The 16,628-nt window shown below is 42.0% G+C and carries 9 protein-coding genes; 8 read left to right on the forward strand and 1 reads right to left on the reverse strand.

Annotated elements, in window-relative coordinates; genetic code table 11:
- The first annotated feature begins 38 nt into the window (after positions 1-38).
- From V6E90_RS04975 to V6E90_RS05005, 7 genes are all read left to right on the forward strand, one after another.
- Positions 39-2,753, forward strand: coding sequence for an autotransporter assembly complex protein TamA (locus V6E90_RS04975; protein WP_332604686.1), 2,715 nt, complete (start codon positions 39-41; stop codon positions 2,751-2,753).
- A 50-nt stretch (positions 2,754-2,803) separates the two neighbouring features.
- A complete protein-coding gene (locus V6E90_RS04980; protein ID WP_332604687.1) occupies positions 2,804-7,309 on the forward strand; it encodes a translocation/assembly module TamB domain-containing protein in 4,506 nt (1,501 codons plus the stop codon).
- 248 nt (positions 7,310-7,557) lie between these two features.
- Complete coding sequence (locus V6E90_RS04985) at positions 7,558-8,043, forward strand: DUF4124 domain-containing protein (RefSeq protein WP_332604688.1); 486 nt, start codon at positions 7,558-7,560, stop codon at positions 8,041-8,043.
- Between the two features lie 102 nt (positions 8,044-8,145).
- Positions 8,146-8,505 (forward strand): hypothetical protein, encoded by a 360-nt coding sequence (locus V6E90_RS04990; protein ID WP_004806476.1) that lies wholly within the window; start codon positions 8,146-8,148, stop codon positions 8,503-8,505.
- A 260-nt stretch (positions 8,506-8,765) separates the two neighbouring features.
- Complete coding sequence (locus V6E90_RS04995; RefSeq protein WP_332604689.1) at positions 8,766-11,405, forward strand: bifunctional aconitate hydratase 2/2-methylisocitrate dehydratase; 2,640 nt, start codon at positions 8,766-8,768, stop codon at positions 11,403-11,405.
- 366 nt (positions 11,406-11,771) lie between these two features.
- On the forward strand, positions 11,772-13,199 hold the full coding sequence (locus tag V6E90_RS05000; RefSeq protein ID WP_332605073.1) for a formylglycine-generating enzyme family protein: 1,428 nt from the start codon (positions 11,772-11,774) through the stop codon (positions 13,197-13,199).
- A 132-nt stretch (positions 13,200-13,331) separates the two neighbouring features.
- A complete protein-coding gene (locus tag V6E90_RS05005) occupies positions 13,332-13,553 on the forward strand; it encodes a hypothetical protein (RefSeq protein ID WP_004806481.1) in 222 nt (73 codons plus the stop codon).
- A 109-nt stretch (positions 13,554-13,662) separates the two neighbouring features.
- On the opposite strand, the gene V6E90_RS05010 is transcribed toward V6E90_RS05005, so the two are convergent.
- Complete coding sequence (locus V6E90_RS05010; RefSeq protein WP_332604690.1) at positions 13,663-15,120, reverse strand: DASS family sodium-coupled anion symporter; 1,458 nt, start codon at positions 15,118-15,120, stop codon at positions 13,663-13,665.
- Positions 15,121-15,388: 268 nt separating this feature from the next.
- On the opposite strand from V6E90_RS05010, the gene V6E90_RS05015 reads away from it, so the two are divergent.
- Positions 15,389-16,372: an ion transporter gene (locus tag V6E90_RS05015; protein ID WP_332604691.1), complete on the forward strand. Its 984-nt coding sequence runs from the start codon at positions 15,389-15,391 to the stop codon at positions 16,370-16,372.
- The last annotated feature ends 256 nt before the right edge of the window (positions 16,373-16,628 follow it).

Below are 16,628 nucleotides of genomic sequence, written 5' to 3' on the forward strand. Positions count from 1 at the left end.
CAAAAACGATAAATTAAAAAACAAATTTAGAGTTTTACATGCCATCTAAAACGAAGTTTAAACAGTCGACACTGGTTCATTCTATGCATTTAATTTTTAAAATGCAGGGTTTTCCTAAACTTATTTGTAGTGGTTTTTTAATTAGTTCTTGCATATCAGTTGCTTATGCACAAGAACAAAATTCGGCTGTGCCTGAAAATCAAGCGCTTGAACAGACCGAACCAGCCATTGAACTGGCAGCTCCTGCATTAGCACCAACAGCGCCAGCAATCAATCTTGCGGATCAAGGGGTATTGCCTGGGCAAGACAGTTTGGCAGCGCTAAAAGAACAAGAACAATCCACTAATCAAATTAACGAATTAAAACCGATTCAGTTGGATGACAATTTAGAAAATCTGCCTGTAATCCCTGTCGATCAAAACATGGCAAATGAAATCTTCCGTGTTGCTGAAGATGCAAAAAATCAAGCACAAGCGTATCGAGAAAACACCGCAAGAAATCCTGAGCCTATCATCGCTGATGCATCACAGACTGAACTGACTGAAATTAAACAAGCACCACTGAATATTGATCAACTGATGGGTGAGATTCAAGCAGACAGTAAAATCGTGGTGGAGGCCAATGAAACAGGTAAAACTTTAGCTGAATTGCAGCCTAAGTCTGATCAACCGCAGGAAAAGGTTGGATTCTTTAAACGAATTGTAAATCGTTTCCGTCCAGATAATTTACTCAATACCGATAAAATTCCGCGTATTTCCGCAGATGTGACTGGCGCACCTGCGATTTTGGCATTGAATATCAAAGCTAAATTGTCTAGTTTCACCCAAGAGTCTTTTGAGGATTTTAATGTTGCCTTACCGCAATTGCGTGCTTTGACCAATCAGGCGGCGCAAGCGGTAGGCTATTACAATGCCACTTATACCTTTGTGAAAGAAAGTGATAGCAAAGTGAAGGTGATTGTGGTTCCAAATGAACCCGTCAAAATTAAAGAACAAAATATTGAATTTACGGGTGCAGGCGCTAATACACCTCAATTCCAAGTGATTCGATTAATTCCAGAGCAAGATGTCGGTGATATTTTTAATCACGGCGCTTATGAAGCAACCAAAACTAAAATTACTACGGTAGCTTCGGATAACGGTTATTTCGATGCATTTTGGCGATTGCATGATGTCAAAATCACTCAACCAGAAAAAACTGCTGAAATTAATTTAAATTATGAAACGGGCGAGCGCTATAAGTTAAAGAAAGTTGAGTATCGGATGAGTGATCCGAGTAAACCATTGCCGCTCACCCAAAAGGTTCTCGACAGTTTAGCACCTTGGAAAGAGGATGATGATTATGCTTTCTGGCGTGTCAATGTATTGGCAAATAATTTAACCAATAGTCGTTATTTTAACTATACCTTGGTTGATACGATCAAGCCTGATGCGATTCAACCCCCTCTAGATTTACCACCTGACCTACAGGCTTTGGTTGATCAACAACGTGTGCAAGAATCGCAATTGATGAGCAGTCAACAGAAGGCAGATCTGGCTCGTGCAAAAGTCACCTCTGCGCAAGAGGTGACACAGGACGTGGTGGATGAATCACAGTTCTCTGGTGCAGAACCAGCGCAACCTGCTTTGGCGCGTTCAATGCCAGTGTTACCAGCACATGACGACGACGATGAAGAACGTCAGAAGCTCGAAGAACAAGCACGGGCAGAGCGCAAAATTCCTGTGGTCGTGACGCTAAATGCTGATCGTTTAAACAGCCTTGAAACCGGTATTGGTTATGGTACCGATACGGGTGCACGTATTCGTACGCAATACCGTCGTGCCATTGTCAATAAATATGGTCACTCTTTTGACGCGAACGTTGAGGTCTCTGAAATCCGACAGTCGATTGATGGTCGTTATAGTATTCCTTATAAACACCCGTTAAATGACTATTTCAACCTTGTTGGTGGTTATGAGCGTGAAACTCGCGATGACATTGGCCCAGATGTCAACTTATTGGTTGAATCTGCGGTACTGGGTGGTGAACGTGTCATTAAAAATCCATTGGGTGATTGGCAACATACTTTTGGTTTACGTTATCGTTTAGACCGCCTCACCAAAAAAGGTGATGTCAATGTCGATGAGTTGCCAGATGCTTTTAAAGTTTCAGGAATTGATTCTGAGCAAGAATCTTTGCTCTTAGGTTATGAAGCATCTAAAACCAATAGCAATACCCGTTTGAATCCAACCAAAGGTTTTAAACAAACCTATAAAGTTGAACTGGGTACAGAGTCTTTACTCTCAGATGCCAATATGGCAATCGTAAGTGCAGGTTGGCGTTTTATCTATTCATTGGGTGAAAACGACAATCACCAATTTGTCGGTCGTGGCGATGCAAGCTATATTTTTACCGATGACTTTAATAAAGTTCCTTATAACTTACGTTTCTTTACGGGTGGTGATCAGTCTTTACGTGGTTTCGACTATAAAAGCCTATCACCTGAAGAAAACGGCTATAAGATCGGTGGTCAAGCCTTAGGGGTTGGCTCCTTAGAATACAATTATCAATTTAAAGATGGCTGGCGTGCTGCAGTGTTCTCGGACTTTGGTAACGCTTATGACAAACAATTTAGTAACCCAACAGAATATAGTGTGGGTGTTGGTATCCGCTGGAGATCGCCAATTGGACCAATTCGATTAGATATCGCATCGGGCATTTCTAATGATAATAATCCAATTCGATTACATTTCTTTATTGGGCCACAGCTTTAAAACTTTTTTAGCCCTGTATTTAATCAGGGCAAAACAATCTCGGGTTGATTATGACGGAAGTAGAACAGCAACTTACCCCTCCAACAAAACCAAGACCACCACGGCGCATTGCTCGAAATATTGTGCTGATTGTGCTGATCATTCTTTTATTACTGGTCAGTTCTTTGCTTGTGATGATGTCAACGGATAAGGGTAGCCGTTTTCTATTAGACCGTGTACTTCAAAGCCAGAAAACCATTAAATACGAATATGAAAGTGGTAATCTGCTTTCAGGCATTATTTTAAAAAATGTGTTAGTGCGACTGGAGGGAATTGATGTTTCTTTAGATCGTGCCGATGTGTCTTTGGGGTGGCGAGCGATTCTAAAAAAAGAAGTGCATCTTAGCCATGCTGATGTTCGTAATCTAAAGATTCTTGATAAGAAACCACCATCAGGCAAACCGTTTGGATTTGATCCGATCAAACTTCCTTTTGTATTACGGGTTGATGAAGCCAAGCTCGACCATTTGCAATTGCAAACCACTACTTCGAAAGTCGATTTTAGCGATATTTATCTAAAAGATGCTTTATGGTCAGAAACCAAATTAAAGTTCGAAGACTCACGCATGAAAATGGAGTTTTTAGCAGTTAACAATGCATCAGGAGAGATGGATTTTAGTGGTAAATATCCGCTCAATGCGACTGCTGATTTGATCATTCCTGCACTTAAAAGTTTGGATATTGATGTCATTAAAGTTGCAGCCAGAGGGTCTCTAGATACCTTAAAAGTTGGCGTGGCAACTCGAAATCCAGACCTGCTCACAGGTTGGGCGGTCGTCCATCCTGTACGTGAACATGTGCCGATGAATGGTGAGCTGTTCTTTAAAAACTATCATTTGCCATTACTCAAAGATCAAAAGCTGTTTGCAAAAGATGGTATTGCAAAATTTAATGGCGATATCCAGAAACTGATTTTAACGTTGAATACAGACCTTAAAGGCGAGCAAGTGCCAGAGGGGCAATATACAGCATTGATGGATACTGATTTAACTCATCAATTGAATATCCGTGAGTTTAATGGCCAATTGATGGGTGGGGTGGTCAGCTTGCTCGGTTTTGTAAACTGGCAGGATCATGTGTCTTGGGATGTCAAAGGTCGTTTAGAAGGCTTGGATTCGAAAGACAAAACCGTACCGCAAATTGCACAAGATTTTTTACCTCCAAACTTGGATGCGAGCCTGAACTCTACAGGTTCAATGGAAAAAGGTTTGGCGCTGAATGCACAGCTTGCATTTGATAAGTTTGAGACTTGGGCGGTTCAGCTGGACCAAGCGGAAGAAAAAGACCATAAAGCACAACCGATGTTGCTTGATGTGTCATGGAAAGGGATTGATCGTGCCATGCCTTATATCGGCTGGCTCAGTAGTGAAGAAGGTCATACCAATCTGACTTTAAAAGAAGGTCAGCAAGACATTTACCTCACTACAACGATTCGTCCTCATGAGCAGGCTTTATTGCCAACAGGAAAATATGATGCGCGTTTAGATGTAAAAGGCGATCTATTAAATGTGGAAAGTTTCCGCTATGAAGCGGAAAAAGGCAGCTTGTCGGGTCAGGCCAAAGTTAAGTTACCAACCGAAAAGCAGCAACTTTCGTGGCAAGCTCAGCTCAAAGCACAGAATTTTAATCCGCAAAGCATTGCTGCGGCTGCCCCAATCAATCTATTGAATGGTGAAATCAAAGCCATTGGTTATGCCAAACCAAATCAACAAATCATTCGTTTTGAACAAATTGATTTAACTGGTCAGTTACCTCAAGAAAATAAAGCTGAAACAATTGCCTTAAAAGGTAAAAGTTCGACAGCTCTGATTTTCAATGATGAAAAAGCTGGTGGTGGATTTAAAAGTTTTGCCGTGGATTATGATGGTTCTTTGAATGCCTTGAATCAAGCTAATGGCATTTTAAAGATTAAGGTTGCAGGTACGCCTGATTACATCAAGATTAATGAACTTAATCACGATGGGGTTGCTGGAAAGATCTTCGCAACGGGTGCGGTCAACCTCAAAGATAAACTGGGTTGGGATATTGATGCTTCATTGGTACGCTTTAAACCTCAATATTTTGTTTCAAGTGTCAAAGGTGAAGTTTCTGGACGGGTTAAAACACTTGGTGTTTGGTCGGATAAACTGAAACGGATTGATATCCGTCAGCTCAATGTTGCAGGCTTCCTGAATAACAAACCAATTCGTGGTCGCGGTAATCTGAGTTTATTGCTTGATTCGAATCAAGCGGGTTTCTTACCACAACAATTCGAAGCCAATGACTTATTCTTTGCCTACGCACAGAATCAGTTGCAAGCCACAGGCAATGCACAAAATTTACGTATTAAGTTGAATGCGCCTGCTTTATATGAGCTTTATCCGGGCTTGCGTGGTCGTGCATACGGCAGTTTAAATGTACAGTCGCAGCCACGCTTAAAAGCAACCGCAAATATGGTGGTTGATAATTTTGCCTTTAATGATCTGGTGTCAATTCGTTCATTAAAAGTGCAGGGTGAATTGCCAACTTCTGAAACCACACCAACACAACTGACTGCAACGGTAGATCGTTTGCGTAATGGCAATCGTGAAATCGAACATGCAACCGTGAATCTAGCGGGAACGCGCAAGGCACATGTGTTGAAGGTTGAGAGTAAAAACCGTCAATCGAATTTCTATTTACAACTGGCAGGTGGTTTCAATCCGAAGAACGACTGGTTAGGCCAATTGCAAAAAGGTAATTTTACCTCGCGTAATATCAGTTTGGTACAAAACCAAAGTGCGCCGATTATCTATACCACGGCACAACAGGAATTGTATGTGGGTCAGCATTGCTGGCAGAGTTCGAGTAGCCAATTATGTCTAGATCAGCCTGCGCGCCTTAGCAAAGCTAAAGGTAGCTTCTCCTTTATTACCAAAAATCTGGATTTAAAAGACTTTACCGCCTTCATGCCTGAAGGTTTAGCGGTCACAGGTCAATTGAATGGTTATGCCAAAGCATCTTGGGCTCAGGGGAGCCATCCGAAGCTGGACGCGCGTTTAGTCACCCAGAAAGGTGAAATTGGATTGGCTGCGGATGATCCACAAGATCCTGCTACAACGGTCACTTATGATGAATTGAGTTTGATTGCGAAAAGTATCAGCGAAGGTTTGTTGTTACGTGTCGATATGAAAACACCAGACATTGGGACAGGTTATGCCAATGTGATTGTTAATCCATATCAAGCCAATATGCCAATGCGTGGTGAAGTTGCATTTAATGATGTGCAGTTGAAAGTGTTTAAGCCATTTATCAAAGATGTACGCTCAATGTCAGGGACTCTGGCCTTGGCAGGTAAAATGAATGGAACTTTAACTCAACCTGAGTTTGTCGGTGAGATGCGCTTGAAAAATGGTGCAATTTCGATGATCTCTCTGCCTGTGAATTTAAGCAATATTCAGCTGTATTCTTCTATACGTCAGCAATCTGCCAGTATTGATGGCGCATTTAATAGTGGTCAAGGTGTTGGACGTTTGAAGGGTAATTTTGATTGGAAAAATGACCCACATTTAAATCTGACCCTGAAAGGTGAAAACTTATTGGTACGCCAAGCACCAATGATCACGGCGATTGTAGAGCCTGATTTAAGCTTGGATGTTTATCCTTTTGCGCAGCGCTTAAGCTTGAAAGGGAAAATTGATGTGCCGCGTGCGCGTATCTCGATGCCAGAAAGTTCTGCGACGGTGGTGAACTTATCACCTGATGTGCGTGTGGTTCAACAAGGTCAAGACTTGCTGGCAACTTTAAAAGCAGCTAAACCGTGGGATATTCGCGCCGATATGACCGTAAGTTTAGGCAACCAAGTCATTTTCCAAGGTTTCGAAAGTACCATTCCATTGGTCGGTCGTTTGCACTTATCGCAGCGTGGTTTAGAAACAGCCATGCGTGCCAATGGTGCGATTGGCGTCAGTCAAAAGGTGAAGATCGAAGCCTATGGACAAAGTCTTGATTTGAACCGAGCAATTGCACGTTTCAATGGGCCGTTGGCCAACCCGACACTGGATATTGATGCCAATAAACCAGTTCAGGGTAGCATGGTTGGGGTACGTGTCACAGGAACGGCCACTGTACCGAATATTCAAATTTATAACGATGCTGGCTTGTCTGAACAAGAAGCATTAAATGCCTTACTGACAGGTCGTATTAATGAAGGTAACAGTGGTTTAAGTAATACCGAAGGCTTTAAGTCTGACGTAAATAACACTATTGCTGCTGCGGGTATTAGTATGGGCTTGGGCGGTACGCGAGCCTTGACTAACCAGATTGGTCGAACCTTTGGTTTGAGTGGTTTGGCATTGGACGCACAGGGTACGGGCGATGATACGCAAGTGAGTCTGACAGGCTATATCACGCCAGATCTGTTTATTCGTTATGGTATTGGTGTATTTACTCCAGTAAATAAATTGACCTTGCGTTATCAGATGAACCGTCGTTTATATCTGGAAGCGAGTCAGTCCTTAGAACGTGCGATTGACGTATTCTACAATTGGAGATTCTAAGCCTACTTTTAGCTTGATTTAGAATCACAAAGAGGAATTATTTCGATGAAATAGTTCCTCTTTTTTATGAGTGTAAAACAGCCCGAACCTTCAAAAAGCATTCACATAAAAATTAATGCGGACTAATGGTCTGAGGAAACTTTTTAAACAGATTTTATAACCAATGATTTTAGAAAAATAAAAATGTGATAGAATTAATTTAACCTATTGAAAATAAACGATTTTATGACATTTTTTGGAGAAAATAAATGAAATCTGTCACTTTTGGTCAGCTTTGGGCAGTGCTTGGCTTAGTGCTCTTCAGTTCGACACTCCAAGTCAATGCCAAGGAATACTATAAGTGGGTTGATGCCAAAGGGGTCACCACTTATTCCGCAACACCGCAACCTGTACAAAGACAAGAACCTCAACTTGATCCTGTAAAAAAGAATGCCAATACTACGGTCGCGCAACAAGCAAATGTACAAACGGTGACTACGCCCAAAGAGCCAAAAATTACAACAGTAACCGCAACTGCCGCAACAACATCGACTAAGCCTGTCACTGCGACCACGGCAGCAACAAGCAATCTTAGCACGACAAGTGACATGCTTATCCCTGTCAAAAACTGCAATGGGGTTAGATGTTGGGATATGAAAGGTAAGTCCTATAATCTCGTCGCAGGAACGACATACCTCTCTGCCAATGGTGGAAAATGTCAAAAGTTAGGCAATAACATGCGCTGTAGCAAATGATTTGTATGTTTTTATTACGGAAAGCCTTGTTTTAAAGGCTTCCTTTTGCAAAATCAACAAGTTTCAGTATGATGTGTGCATCAAATTAGCCGCAGTATGATGATGAAAAAAGTTTTGTTTATTGCAATAGGTTTAGTTTTGGCTGGTTGTGCTGAGAAAAAGCCGTTAACCCCTGAAGAACAATGGCATGGCTATTGCGTCAGTGTGGGCAACGCAGCACGTTCGATTACGCTAGATCGTCAAAATGGAATAGAGCAAAAACAAGCAACGGAATATGCGGCAAAGATTGAAGATGAGATGACACGTAAATTTATCTTTAAAATTTTGGATACAGTTTATGCACTTCCTGTTGATCAATTGAAAAAAGATCCAGAAGCATTACGTGAAAATTTAAAGAAACAGTTTATGGAAGAATGCTTGGTTACCCCACATGACAAGCTGCCAAACTATAAACTTTTTTAATGTGTATATAAAAAAGACAACACCGTTTGTCTTTTTTTATGGATGTAATTTATTGTTTTATTAGACTTTAACCTAAGACCAAAGCGGTATTTCAAAGGGATGAACATTTCGCTATAAAATAATGGGCATCACGTAGAAATACGGTAGTTGCATTAACATTTAACGCGAAGTCTAGTAAAATTTTACTTGTCCACATTACTTGTAAAGCTTGTAGCAAGCTGGAACTTACAAGTAATTTTTTAGAAAAGAGGAATAACACTGTGCTAGAAGCTTACCGCCAACACGTTGAAGAACGTGCCGCACTCGGAGTCCCACCGAAGCCACTTGATGATGCTCAAACAGCTGAACTCGTAGCCTTATTAAAAAATCCACCAGCAGGTGAAGAAGCTTATTTAGTAGATTTACTAGAAAATCGTGTTCCAGCAGGTGTTGACCAAGCTGCATATGTAAAAGCTGCTTTCTTAGCTGCTGTTGCAAAAGGCGAAGCAACCTCTCCACTCGTATCTAAAGAACGTGCCGTTTACTTACTAGGTACAATGCTTGGTGGTTATAACGTAGCACCACTTGTTGAACTTCTAGACAATGCTGAGCTTGCTGAATTAGCGGCTGAAGCGTTAAAGAAAACACTGCTTGTATTTGATGCGTTCCATGACGTAGCTGACAAAGCAAAAGCAGGCAATGCTGCTGCTAAAGCAGTATTACAATCTTGGGCTGATGCAGAATGGTTCACAAGCCGTGCTGACGTTCCAGAAGAAATCAAAATCACTGTGTTCAAAGTAACAGGCGAGACCAATACGGATGACTTGTCTCCAGCGCAAGACGCTTGGAGCCGTCCAGACATCCCATTACACGCAAATGCAATGTTGAAAAACGAGCGTGATGGTATCAACCCTGAAAAACCAGGTGAAGTTGGTCCATTAAACCAAATCAAAGAATTGATCGCGAAAGGCAACCAAGTTGCTTACGTGGGTGACGTTGTTGGTACTGGTTCTTCTCGTAAATCTGCAACGAACTCTGTACTTTGGTTCTTCGGTGACGAACTTCCACACATTCCAAACAAAAAAGATGGTGGTGTGTGCTTAGGTACTAAGATCGCGCCAATTTTCTTCAACACAATGGAAGATGCAGGTGCATTACCTGTAGAAATCGACGTTGCCAACATGAACATGGGCGACGAAGTTGTATTGAAAATTGATCACGCTGCTGCAAAAGTAACTGCATTCAAAGACGGTGCACAAATTGCAGAAGCTGAGCTTAAAACGCCTGTACTTTTAGACGAAGTACGTGCTGGTGGTCGTATTAACTTGATCATCGGTCGTGGTTTGACTGCAAAAGCGCGTGAAGAATTAGGTCTTGCACCATCAGCATTGTTCCGTACACCAGTACAACCTGCTGACACTGGCAAAGGCTTTACACAAGCGCAGAAAATGGTTGGTCGTGCATGTGGTTTAGCTGAAGGCCAAGGTATCCGTCCGGGTACTTACTGTGAACCGAAGATGACCACTGTTGGTTCTCAAGATACAACAGGTCCGATGACGCGTGATGAGTTAAAAGACTTGGCGTGCTTGGGCTTCTCAGCTGACTTAGTGATGCAGTCTTTCTGTCACACTGCTGCGTATCCAAAACCAGTTGACGTAACAACTCACCATACATTACCTGACTTCATTATGAACCGTGGTGGTGTATCTTTACGTCCAGGTGACGGTATTATCCACTCTTGGTTAAACCGTATGTTACTTCCAGATACTGTTGGTACTGGTGGTGACTCACATACACGTTTCCCAATCGGTATTTCTTTCCCCGCGGGTTCTGGTCTTGTTGCATTCGCAGCTGCAACTGGCGTTATGCCACTTGATATGCCTGAGTCTGTACTGGTTAAGTTCAAAGGTAAAATGCAACCTGGTATCACTTTACGTGACCTAGTACATGCAATTCCTTACTACGCAATTCAAGCGGGTGACTTAACTGTTGAGAAGAAAGGTAAGAAAAACATCTTCTCTGGTCGTATCCTTGAGATCGATTTATCAGAAATGGAAAATGACTTGACTGTTGAGCAAGCATTCGAACTTTCTGATGCATCTGCTGAGCGTTCTGCTGCTGGTTGTTCAATCACACTTTCTGAAGAGAAAGTTGCTGAATACTTACGTTCTAACATCACCATGTTGAAGTGGATGATTGCAGAAGGTTATGGCGATGCGCGTACTATGGCGCGTCGTGCTGAAAACATGCAGAAGTGGTTAGATAACCCAAGCTTGTTGAAAGCAGATGCTGATGCAGAATACTTAAAAGTTTACGAAATCGATCTTGCTGACATCAAAGAACCAATTCTTTGCTGCCCGAACGATCCAGATGACGCGAAACTTCTTTCTGATGTTCAAGGCGACAAGATTGATGAAGTATTCATCGGTTCTTGTATGACTAACATCGGTCACTTCCGTGCAGCGGGTCAGTTACTTGACAAAGTACCTGGTGGTTCATTGTCTACTCGTTTATGGTTGGCTCCACCAACTCGTATGGACGAGCATCAATTGATGGAAGAAGGCTTGTATAACATTTATGGCCGTGCTGGTGCGCGTACAGAGATGCCAGGCTGTTCATTGTGTATGGGTAACCAAGCACGTGTAGCACCGAATACAACATGTGTATCGACTTCTACTCGTAACTTCCCGAACCGTTTAGGTCAAGGTGCAAACGTTTACTTAGCTTCTGCTGAGCTTGCATCTGTCGCTGCGGTTCTTGGTAAATTACCAAGCCCAGAAGAATATCAACAGTACGCGTCACAAATCGACAGCGCTTCTGCTGACATCTACAAATACTTGAACTTCGACAAGATGAGCGAATATACAAAAGAAGCTGATCAAGTTGATACCAAGAAAATCCAAGCTGCTCAATTGACTTAATGAGCTAGGATTAAGAAAAGCCGACAAGGCTTTTCCCTAGCGCTAAAGCAAAAAAGCTAAAAATAAGGGCTGAGTCATCAGCCCTTATTTTTTTTATGCTGTGCCTGATCGTGATGCCAGATGTGACTTAACAATTTAGGCAAAATCAATGTATTAAAAATGAAGATTTACTTTTCAGAATAACTTTAATCTGTGTTTTTTCTTGAGCAATTTCGAATTTGCTTCTTTTCTATGCTAATTAAATCATCAATACATTTTAATTATTCATGAACAATAAACTTTGCTGTTTATGCTCAAGCTTAGTGTCTACTGTGTTTAGCGTAAACATACAGGGTTTTATTCAATCATATAAAAAGGAGTTTGATGATGGAAACTTTAGCCAAAGCTTATGCTAAAGCAGCAGGAATTGTGCTCGCAGGGTGCCTATTGGTAGCCTGTAATGATGATGATAAGAAGAAATTAAATTCTGACATTAAGCTGCAAACAACAACAATGGCCTTAACCGCTTTAAGTCAGCACCTTGTTTGGAAAAATGACCAATGTGATGCGGTATATCGAGATGCGATAGAACAAAATCATAAAGCATTAACCGCCTTGCAAGATTTAAGAGCGTCATTAACCACGCAGCAGAACAATTTAGCCGCTTTTATTGATCAGCGTATGTTGCCTAAGCTCACTCAGTTGGGTTCTGAGGCCACTTTTATCCGTGAACGTTGTAATGCTCCAGATTATGACGGTACGGGCGTGAGTATGGAACGTCCTGCAATGCTGCGTGAAATGCTGAATGAATGGCAGGGAACGATTGATTTATTAACAAAACAGCTCAGTAAACCGCCACAAATGAATGTATCAATTCAACCCGCACGTTTAACCAATGTAGAGGTTAATACAGGCACCGTTGCAGCATTCAAATTTAAAGATTGTTCAGATGGCTTTTGTCCTGAGTTGACGGTAATTCCCGCTGGAAGCTATCTAATGGGTGGCACATTGGAAGAGCAGGAGCGAGAGGGCGTGCCAGCTCAGGCAAGACCCTATGAACTACCTCAACATCAAGTCAATGTTACACAACCATTTGCAATGGCCTCGCATGAAACCACGGTCGCTCAATTTCAGCAATTCCAGAAAGAAACAGGCTGGGAAGTGCAAGGATGTCGAAGTTGGGAAACACGAGACGGTGAGTTCAATATGTGGTATCGCAATGACTTAACTCCGAGTAATCCAGGGTTTACACAAACGGCTCAAGATCCCGTTGTGTGTGTACGTCGTGAAGATGGTCAGGCTTTTGCAGCATGGTTATCTGAAAAAACAGGAAAAACCTATCGTTTGCCTACTGAGGCTGAATGGGAATATGCAGCACGGGCGGGGACATCAACTGCATTCTATTGGGGCAATGACCCTGAGCGTGATCAAGCCTGCAAGTATGCCAATGTTTTAGATGTCAGCACGACGACCACAGAAACCAATACAGCCACATGGCGGGCATTTAACTGTAACGATGGTTATGCATATACCGCACCTGTGGGCTCATTTTTACCGAATGCTTTTGGTTTATATGATGTACTCGCCAATGCGCGTGAATGGGTAGATGATTGTTGGCATGCCAATTATCAAGGTGCGCCTGCAACAGCAGTACGTTGGGGTGCAGAAAATAATGGTCTATGTAATTTCCCTGTATTGCGTGGTGGTGCATGGATCTATAACGTACATAATGTGCGAACGGCTTACCGTAATGCCTATTATTCGTCTCAGGCACGTTCAACCATGTGGGGTTTCCGTGTGGTTAGAGAAATTTAAGCTTATAGATTATGCCACGATGCCGATCTCATAGTTTTAATTGATATGGTCTCGTAATTTTGTCTTTACAGTTTAAATCATCCATCGTTTAATCATTCGAAAATGAGTGATTTAAAAAGTTGATTCAATTAAATGGCGAAACAATCCCGCTTCTTATGTATTGGTGGATTCCTTAACGGTTCAGCTGTGAAAGATCAAGGTGACAGTTTTATCTGTGTCGAAAATGGCAAACAAGTCAGCTACCACAAAAAGGAAATCTTCCATCAAGACTCGTGGCATCAAGATTACTACGTCTGCGAAACGACGACGGATCAACAAGCACGAAACTGGGTTTATGATATCAAGCCTGATTAATGACGCTGATATCATTTTATTCGCTGTATAGGTTTATAATTCTAGTACCCTTCAAATTAGTTACATGAAAAAGCCCCTTCGTAAGGGGCTTTTTTTAAACTAAATCATCCTACCAATAACCCAACACTTTCCACCAAAGTCCGCCAATCACCACAAAGATGATGATATTGACGACACTCATGACAAAGCCCGCTTTCCACCATTCACCCAGTGTGGTGTAACCTGAACCGAATACCACAGGCGATGTGCCCGTTGCATAATGGGTTAAGGTCATCATGATGCTCGAAGCCGCTGCCATCATTAAGGCAAATAACATCGGTGGCGCACCTAATGCAAGTCCAGCCGTATAAAAGGCTGCAAACATGGCGGTGATATGTGCGGTGGTACTGGCAAACATATAATGTGCATACAGATAGGCAAGTATTAACAATAAACAGGCAGGCATCCAGCTGAGTCCTAAATGACCAATCCCTGTTTCTAACACACCTGAGAACCACGTGATTAAACCGAGCTTATTTAAATAAGTCGCCATCATCACCAAGGCCGCAAACCAAGTGATGGTATCCCATGCGCTTTTTTGCGTCAGGATATCTTCCCAAGTCAGTACACCCGTAATCAGCAGCAAGCCTAAACCAATAAAGGCTGTCGTGGTGGGATCAACCGCCCAAGCTGAGCCAAAAATCATGGCAGGGATACCAGCCCATAACAGCAGTAAAATCCCAAATACCCCCAGCATAATGATTTCATTTTTGCTGACAGGGCCCATTTCTTTTAACTTGGTTTTGGCAAATTGAGCCGCATTCGGAGTTTCTTTCACTTCAGGTGGATACATCCAATACATGATCAATGGCATGATGATCAAGGCTATTAAACCTGGTAATAACATCGCCAGCGCCCATGTACTCCAACTCAAGGAAATCTGACTGTTGGTTGCTTTCGCCACCAGATCAACCACCAGTGGGTTAGGGGCAGTTGCGGTAATAAACATGGCAGAAGTAATCGGGTTGGCTTGGTAGTTCACTAAAGCTAAGTATTTCCCCATACGACCTTCGGTGCCTTTGGCAGGATCGGAGTCATAACTGGTGGAGATTGCACGGACAATCGGGTGAATAATCCCGCCACCACGTGCGGTATTACTTGGGGTCACAGGTGCAAGAATCAGTTCAGACAGCACCATGCTATAACCGATACCAATGGTTTTCTTGCCCCAAACGGCGATAAATAAATAGCCTAAGCGTGCACCCAATCCAGTTTTTTGCAAACCTTTGGAGATCATAATTGAAATACCAATCAACCAGATCAGTGGGCTGGCAAAACTGCTGAGGGCATCTTGAATGGCACCACTTGGAGTGTCATTAGTCACACCTGTCACGGCGACTAAAGTAATGGCAATAATCGCAATTGCACCAATCGGCATGGCTTTACCGATAATGGCGGCAATCACACCAACAAACATTGCCAATAAATGCCATGCATCAGGATCAACACCAGTCGGTACAGGAATGACGAACCAGATCAATAATGCAATAAATAAAGAGATCAGCGTCGGGAGAGCTTTAAATCCCATGTAATTTCCCCTTGTTGTACGGGTTTAATAAAATTTATAGTTCTTTATGAATGAATCGTTAAAGAAAATAACCACTAAGCTTTTATTATCGTTGAAGCAAGCGCCAAACTGCAAAGAAAGTTTTGTTGAAACAGCGTGATATAGACCAATCAATTGGTGAATGCTTTTGTTTTAAACGAGAAAATAGAGCTTCAGCTTAAAATCCCTTATTAAATACGAGAGCAACGTGCTACATTTTTGGCTTGCTTGATTAAACAATAAGTATGGTATGACTCAATTTTCATGGCAGCAATTAAGACGTTTTGTTTATGACAATCTGCACAATGATGACTATAAAAGTACGGTAAGTACCTGCCTAAACTATCTATTGATTGCCTTGATTATTGGCAACGTGGCTGCGGTTTTGTTGGAGTCCGTCAACGAATTTTATCAACTATACAAGCCTTATTTCGATATCTTTGAAAATCTCTCGATCATGATTTTTAGTGGTGAATACCTGCTTAGGCTCTGGAGTATTGTTGAGGAAGAGCCGCAAGAGGCTGCTTGGAAACAACGGATTCGTTGGATGAAAAGTGGTGGGGCAATTATCGACCTATTGGCGATTTTGCCTGCTTATCTCAATTTCATTGTTCCGATTGATTTGCGTTTCTTACGCGTCTTACGTTTGGTTCGTTTACTCAAGCTAACCCGTTATTTTGTTTCGCTGCAAATTTTATTGCGCGTGATTCAACGCGAAAAAGGCTCATTCCAAGCGGTTATTTTTATCTTGGTGATTATGATCGTGATGACGGCTTCTGCGATTTATGTGGTTGAGAATAAAGCCCAGCCTGAGGCGTTTAGCTCAATACCGCAATCGATGTGGTGGGCAGTGGTTACCTTAACTACAGTTGGTTATGGCGATGTGACCCCTGTGACTAACTTGGGGCGGATACTCGGTGCATTTATTACCATTCTCGGGGTAGGTATTGCCGCTTTACCAGCGGGTATTTTGGCTTCTGGTCTTGCCAATGAATTGAATATGCGTAATCAGCGATTGGAGCAAGAGTTTCGGGAAGTACTACAGGCCAAAGGTTTAGACCTGCTGCATGATCAAGTGGAAATTGAACGGATTCGCAAAAAGGTCGGTTTACCCAAAGAGCAGACCCATGAAATTATTATGCAACTGGTCAGAGAAAAGTTGCTTGAAGATCAGGAGCAGGAAAAGAAGCTGTGCCGTTACTGCCCACATTGTGGCGAAAAACTTCCTGAATAACTTGAAATTTATTATAAAAATGTAGCTTAAGGCTTCAGCATAAGCGCCTAATACTCAGTTATTTATTCTGATTAAATAATACTTAATTTGGCTCTAAAGCTCGGTAACACTGAGCCTTAGGGCTTTTTTATTAAAAATTAAAAGTTCTGTTGATTCAGTGGTACTTCACATCGATGATATTTCATTTAAAAAAGTTAACAATAATCTTTATCATTTGTGATAATTTCTTGTTATCTATTTTGTATTTTTTAAGCTT

Source organism: Acinetobacter sp. ESBL14 (genome assembly GCF_036668815.1).
Taxonomy (GTDB): Bacteria; Pseudomonadota; Gammaproteobacteria; order Pseudomonadales; family Moraxellaceae; genus Acinetobacter; species Acinetobacter gyllenbergii.

Bases quoted from the DNA above. Each gene is read 5' to 3' on its own strand.
- V6E90_RS04975 (WP_332604686.1), top strand. From the start codon at position 39: ATGCCATCTAAAACGAAGTTTAAACAGTCGACACTGGTTCATTCTATG.
- V6E90_RS04980 (WP_332604687.1), top strand. From the start codon at position 2,804: ATGACGGAAGTAGAACAGCAACTTACCCCTCCAACAAAACCAAGACCA.
- V6E90_RS04985 (WP_332604688.1), top strand. From the start codon at position 7,558: ATGAAATCTGTCACTTTTGGTCAGCTTTGGGCAGTGCTTGGCTTAGTG.
- V6E90_RS04990 (WP_004806476.1), top strand. From the start codon at position 8,146: ATGAAAAAAGTTTTGTTTATTGCAATAGGTTTAGTTTTGGCTGGTTGT.
- V6E90_RS05000 (WP_332605073.1), top strand. From the start codon at position 11,772: ATGGAAACTTTAGCCAAAGCTTATGCTAAAGCAGCAGGAATTGTGCTC.
- V6E90_RS05005 (WP_004806481.1), top strand. From the start codon at position 13,332: ATGGCGAAACAATCCCGCTTCTTATGTATTGGTGGATTCCTTAACGGT.
- V6E90_RS05010 (WP_332604690.1), bottom strand. From the start codon at position 15,120: ATGGGATTTAAAGCTCTCCCGACGCTGATCTCTTTATTTATTGCATTA.
- V6E90_RS05015 (WP_332604691.1), top strand. From the start codon at position 15,389: ATGACTCAATTTTCATGGCAGCAATTAAGACGTTTTGTTTATGACAAT.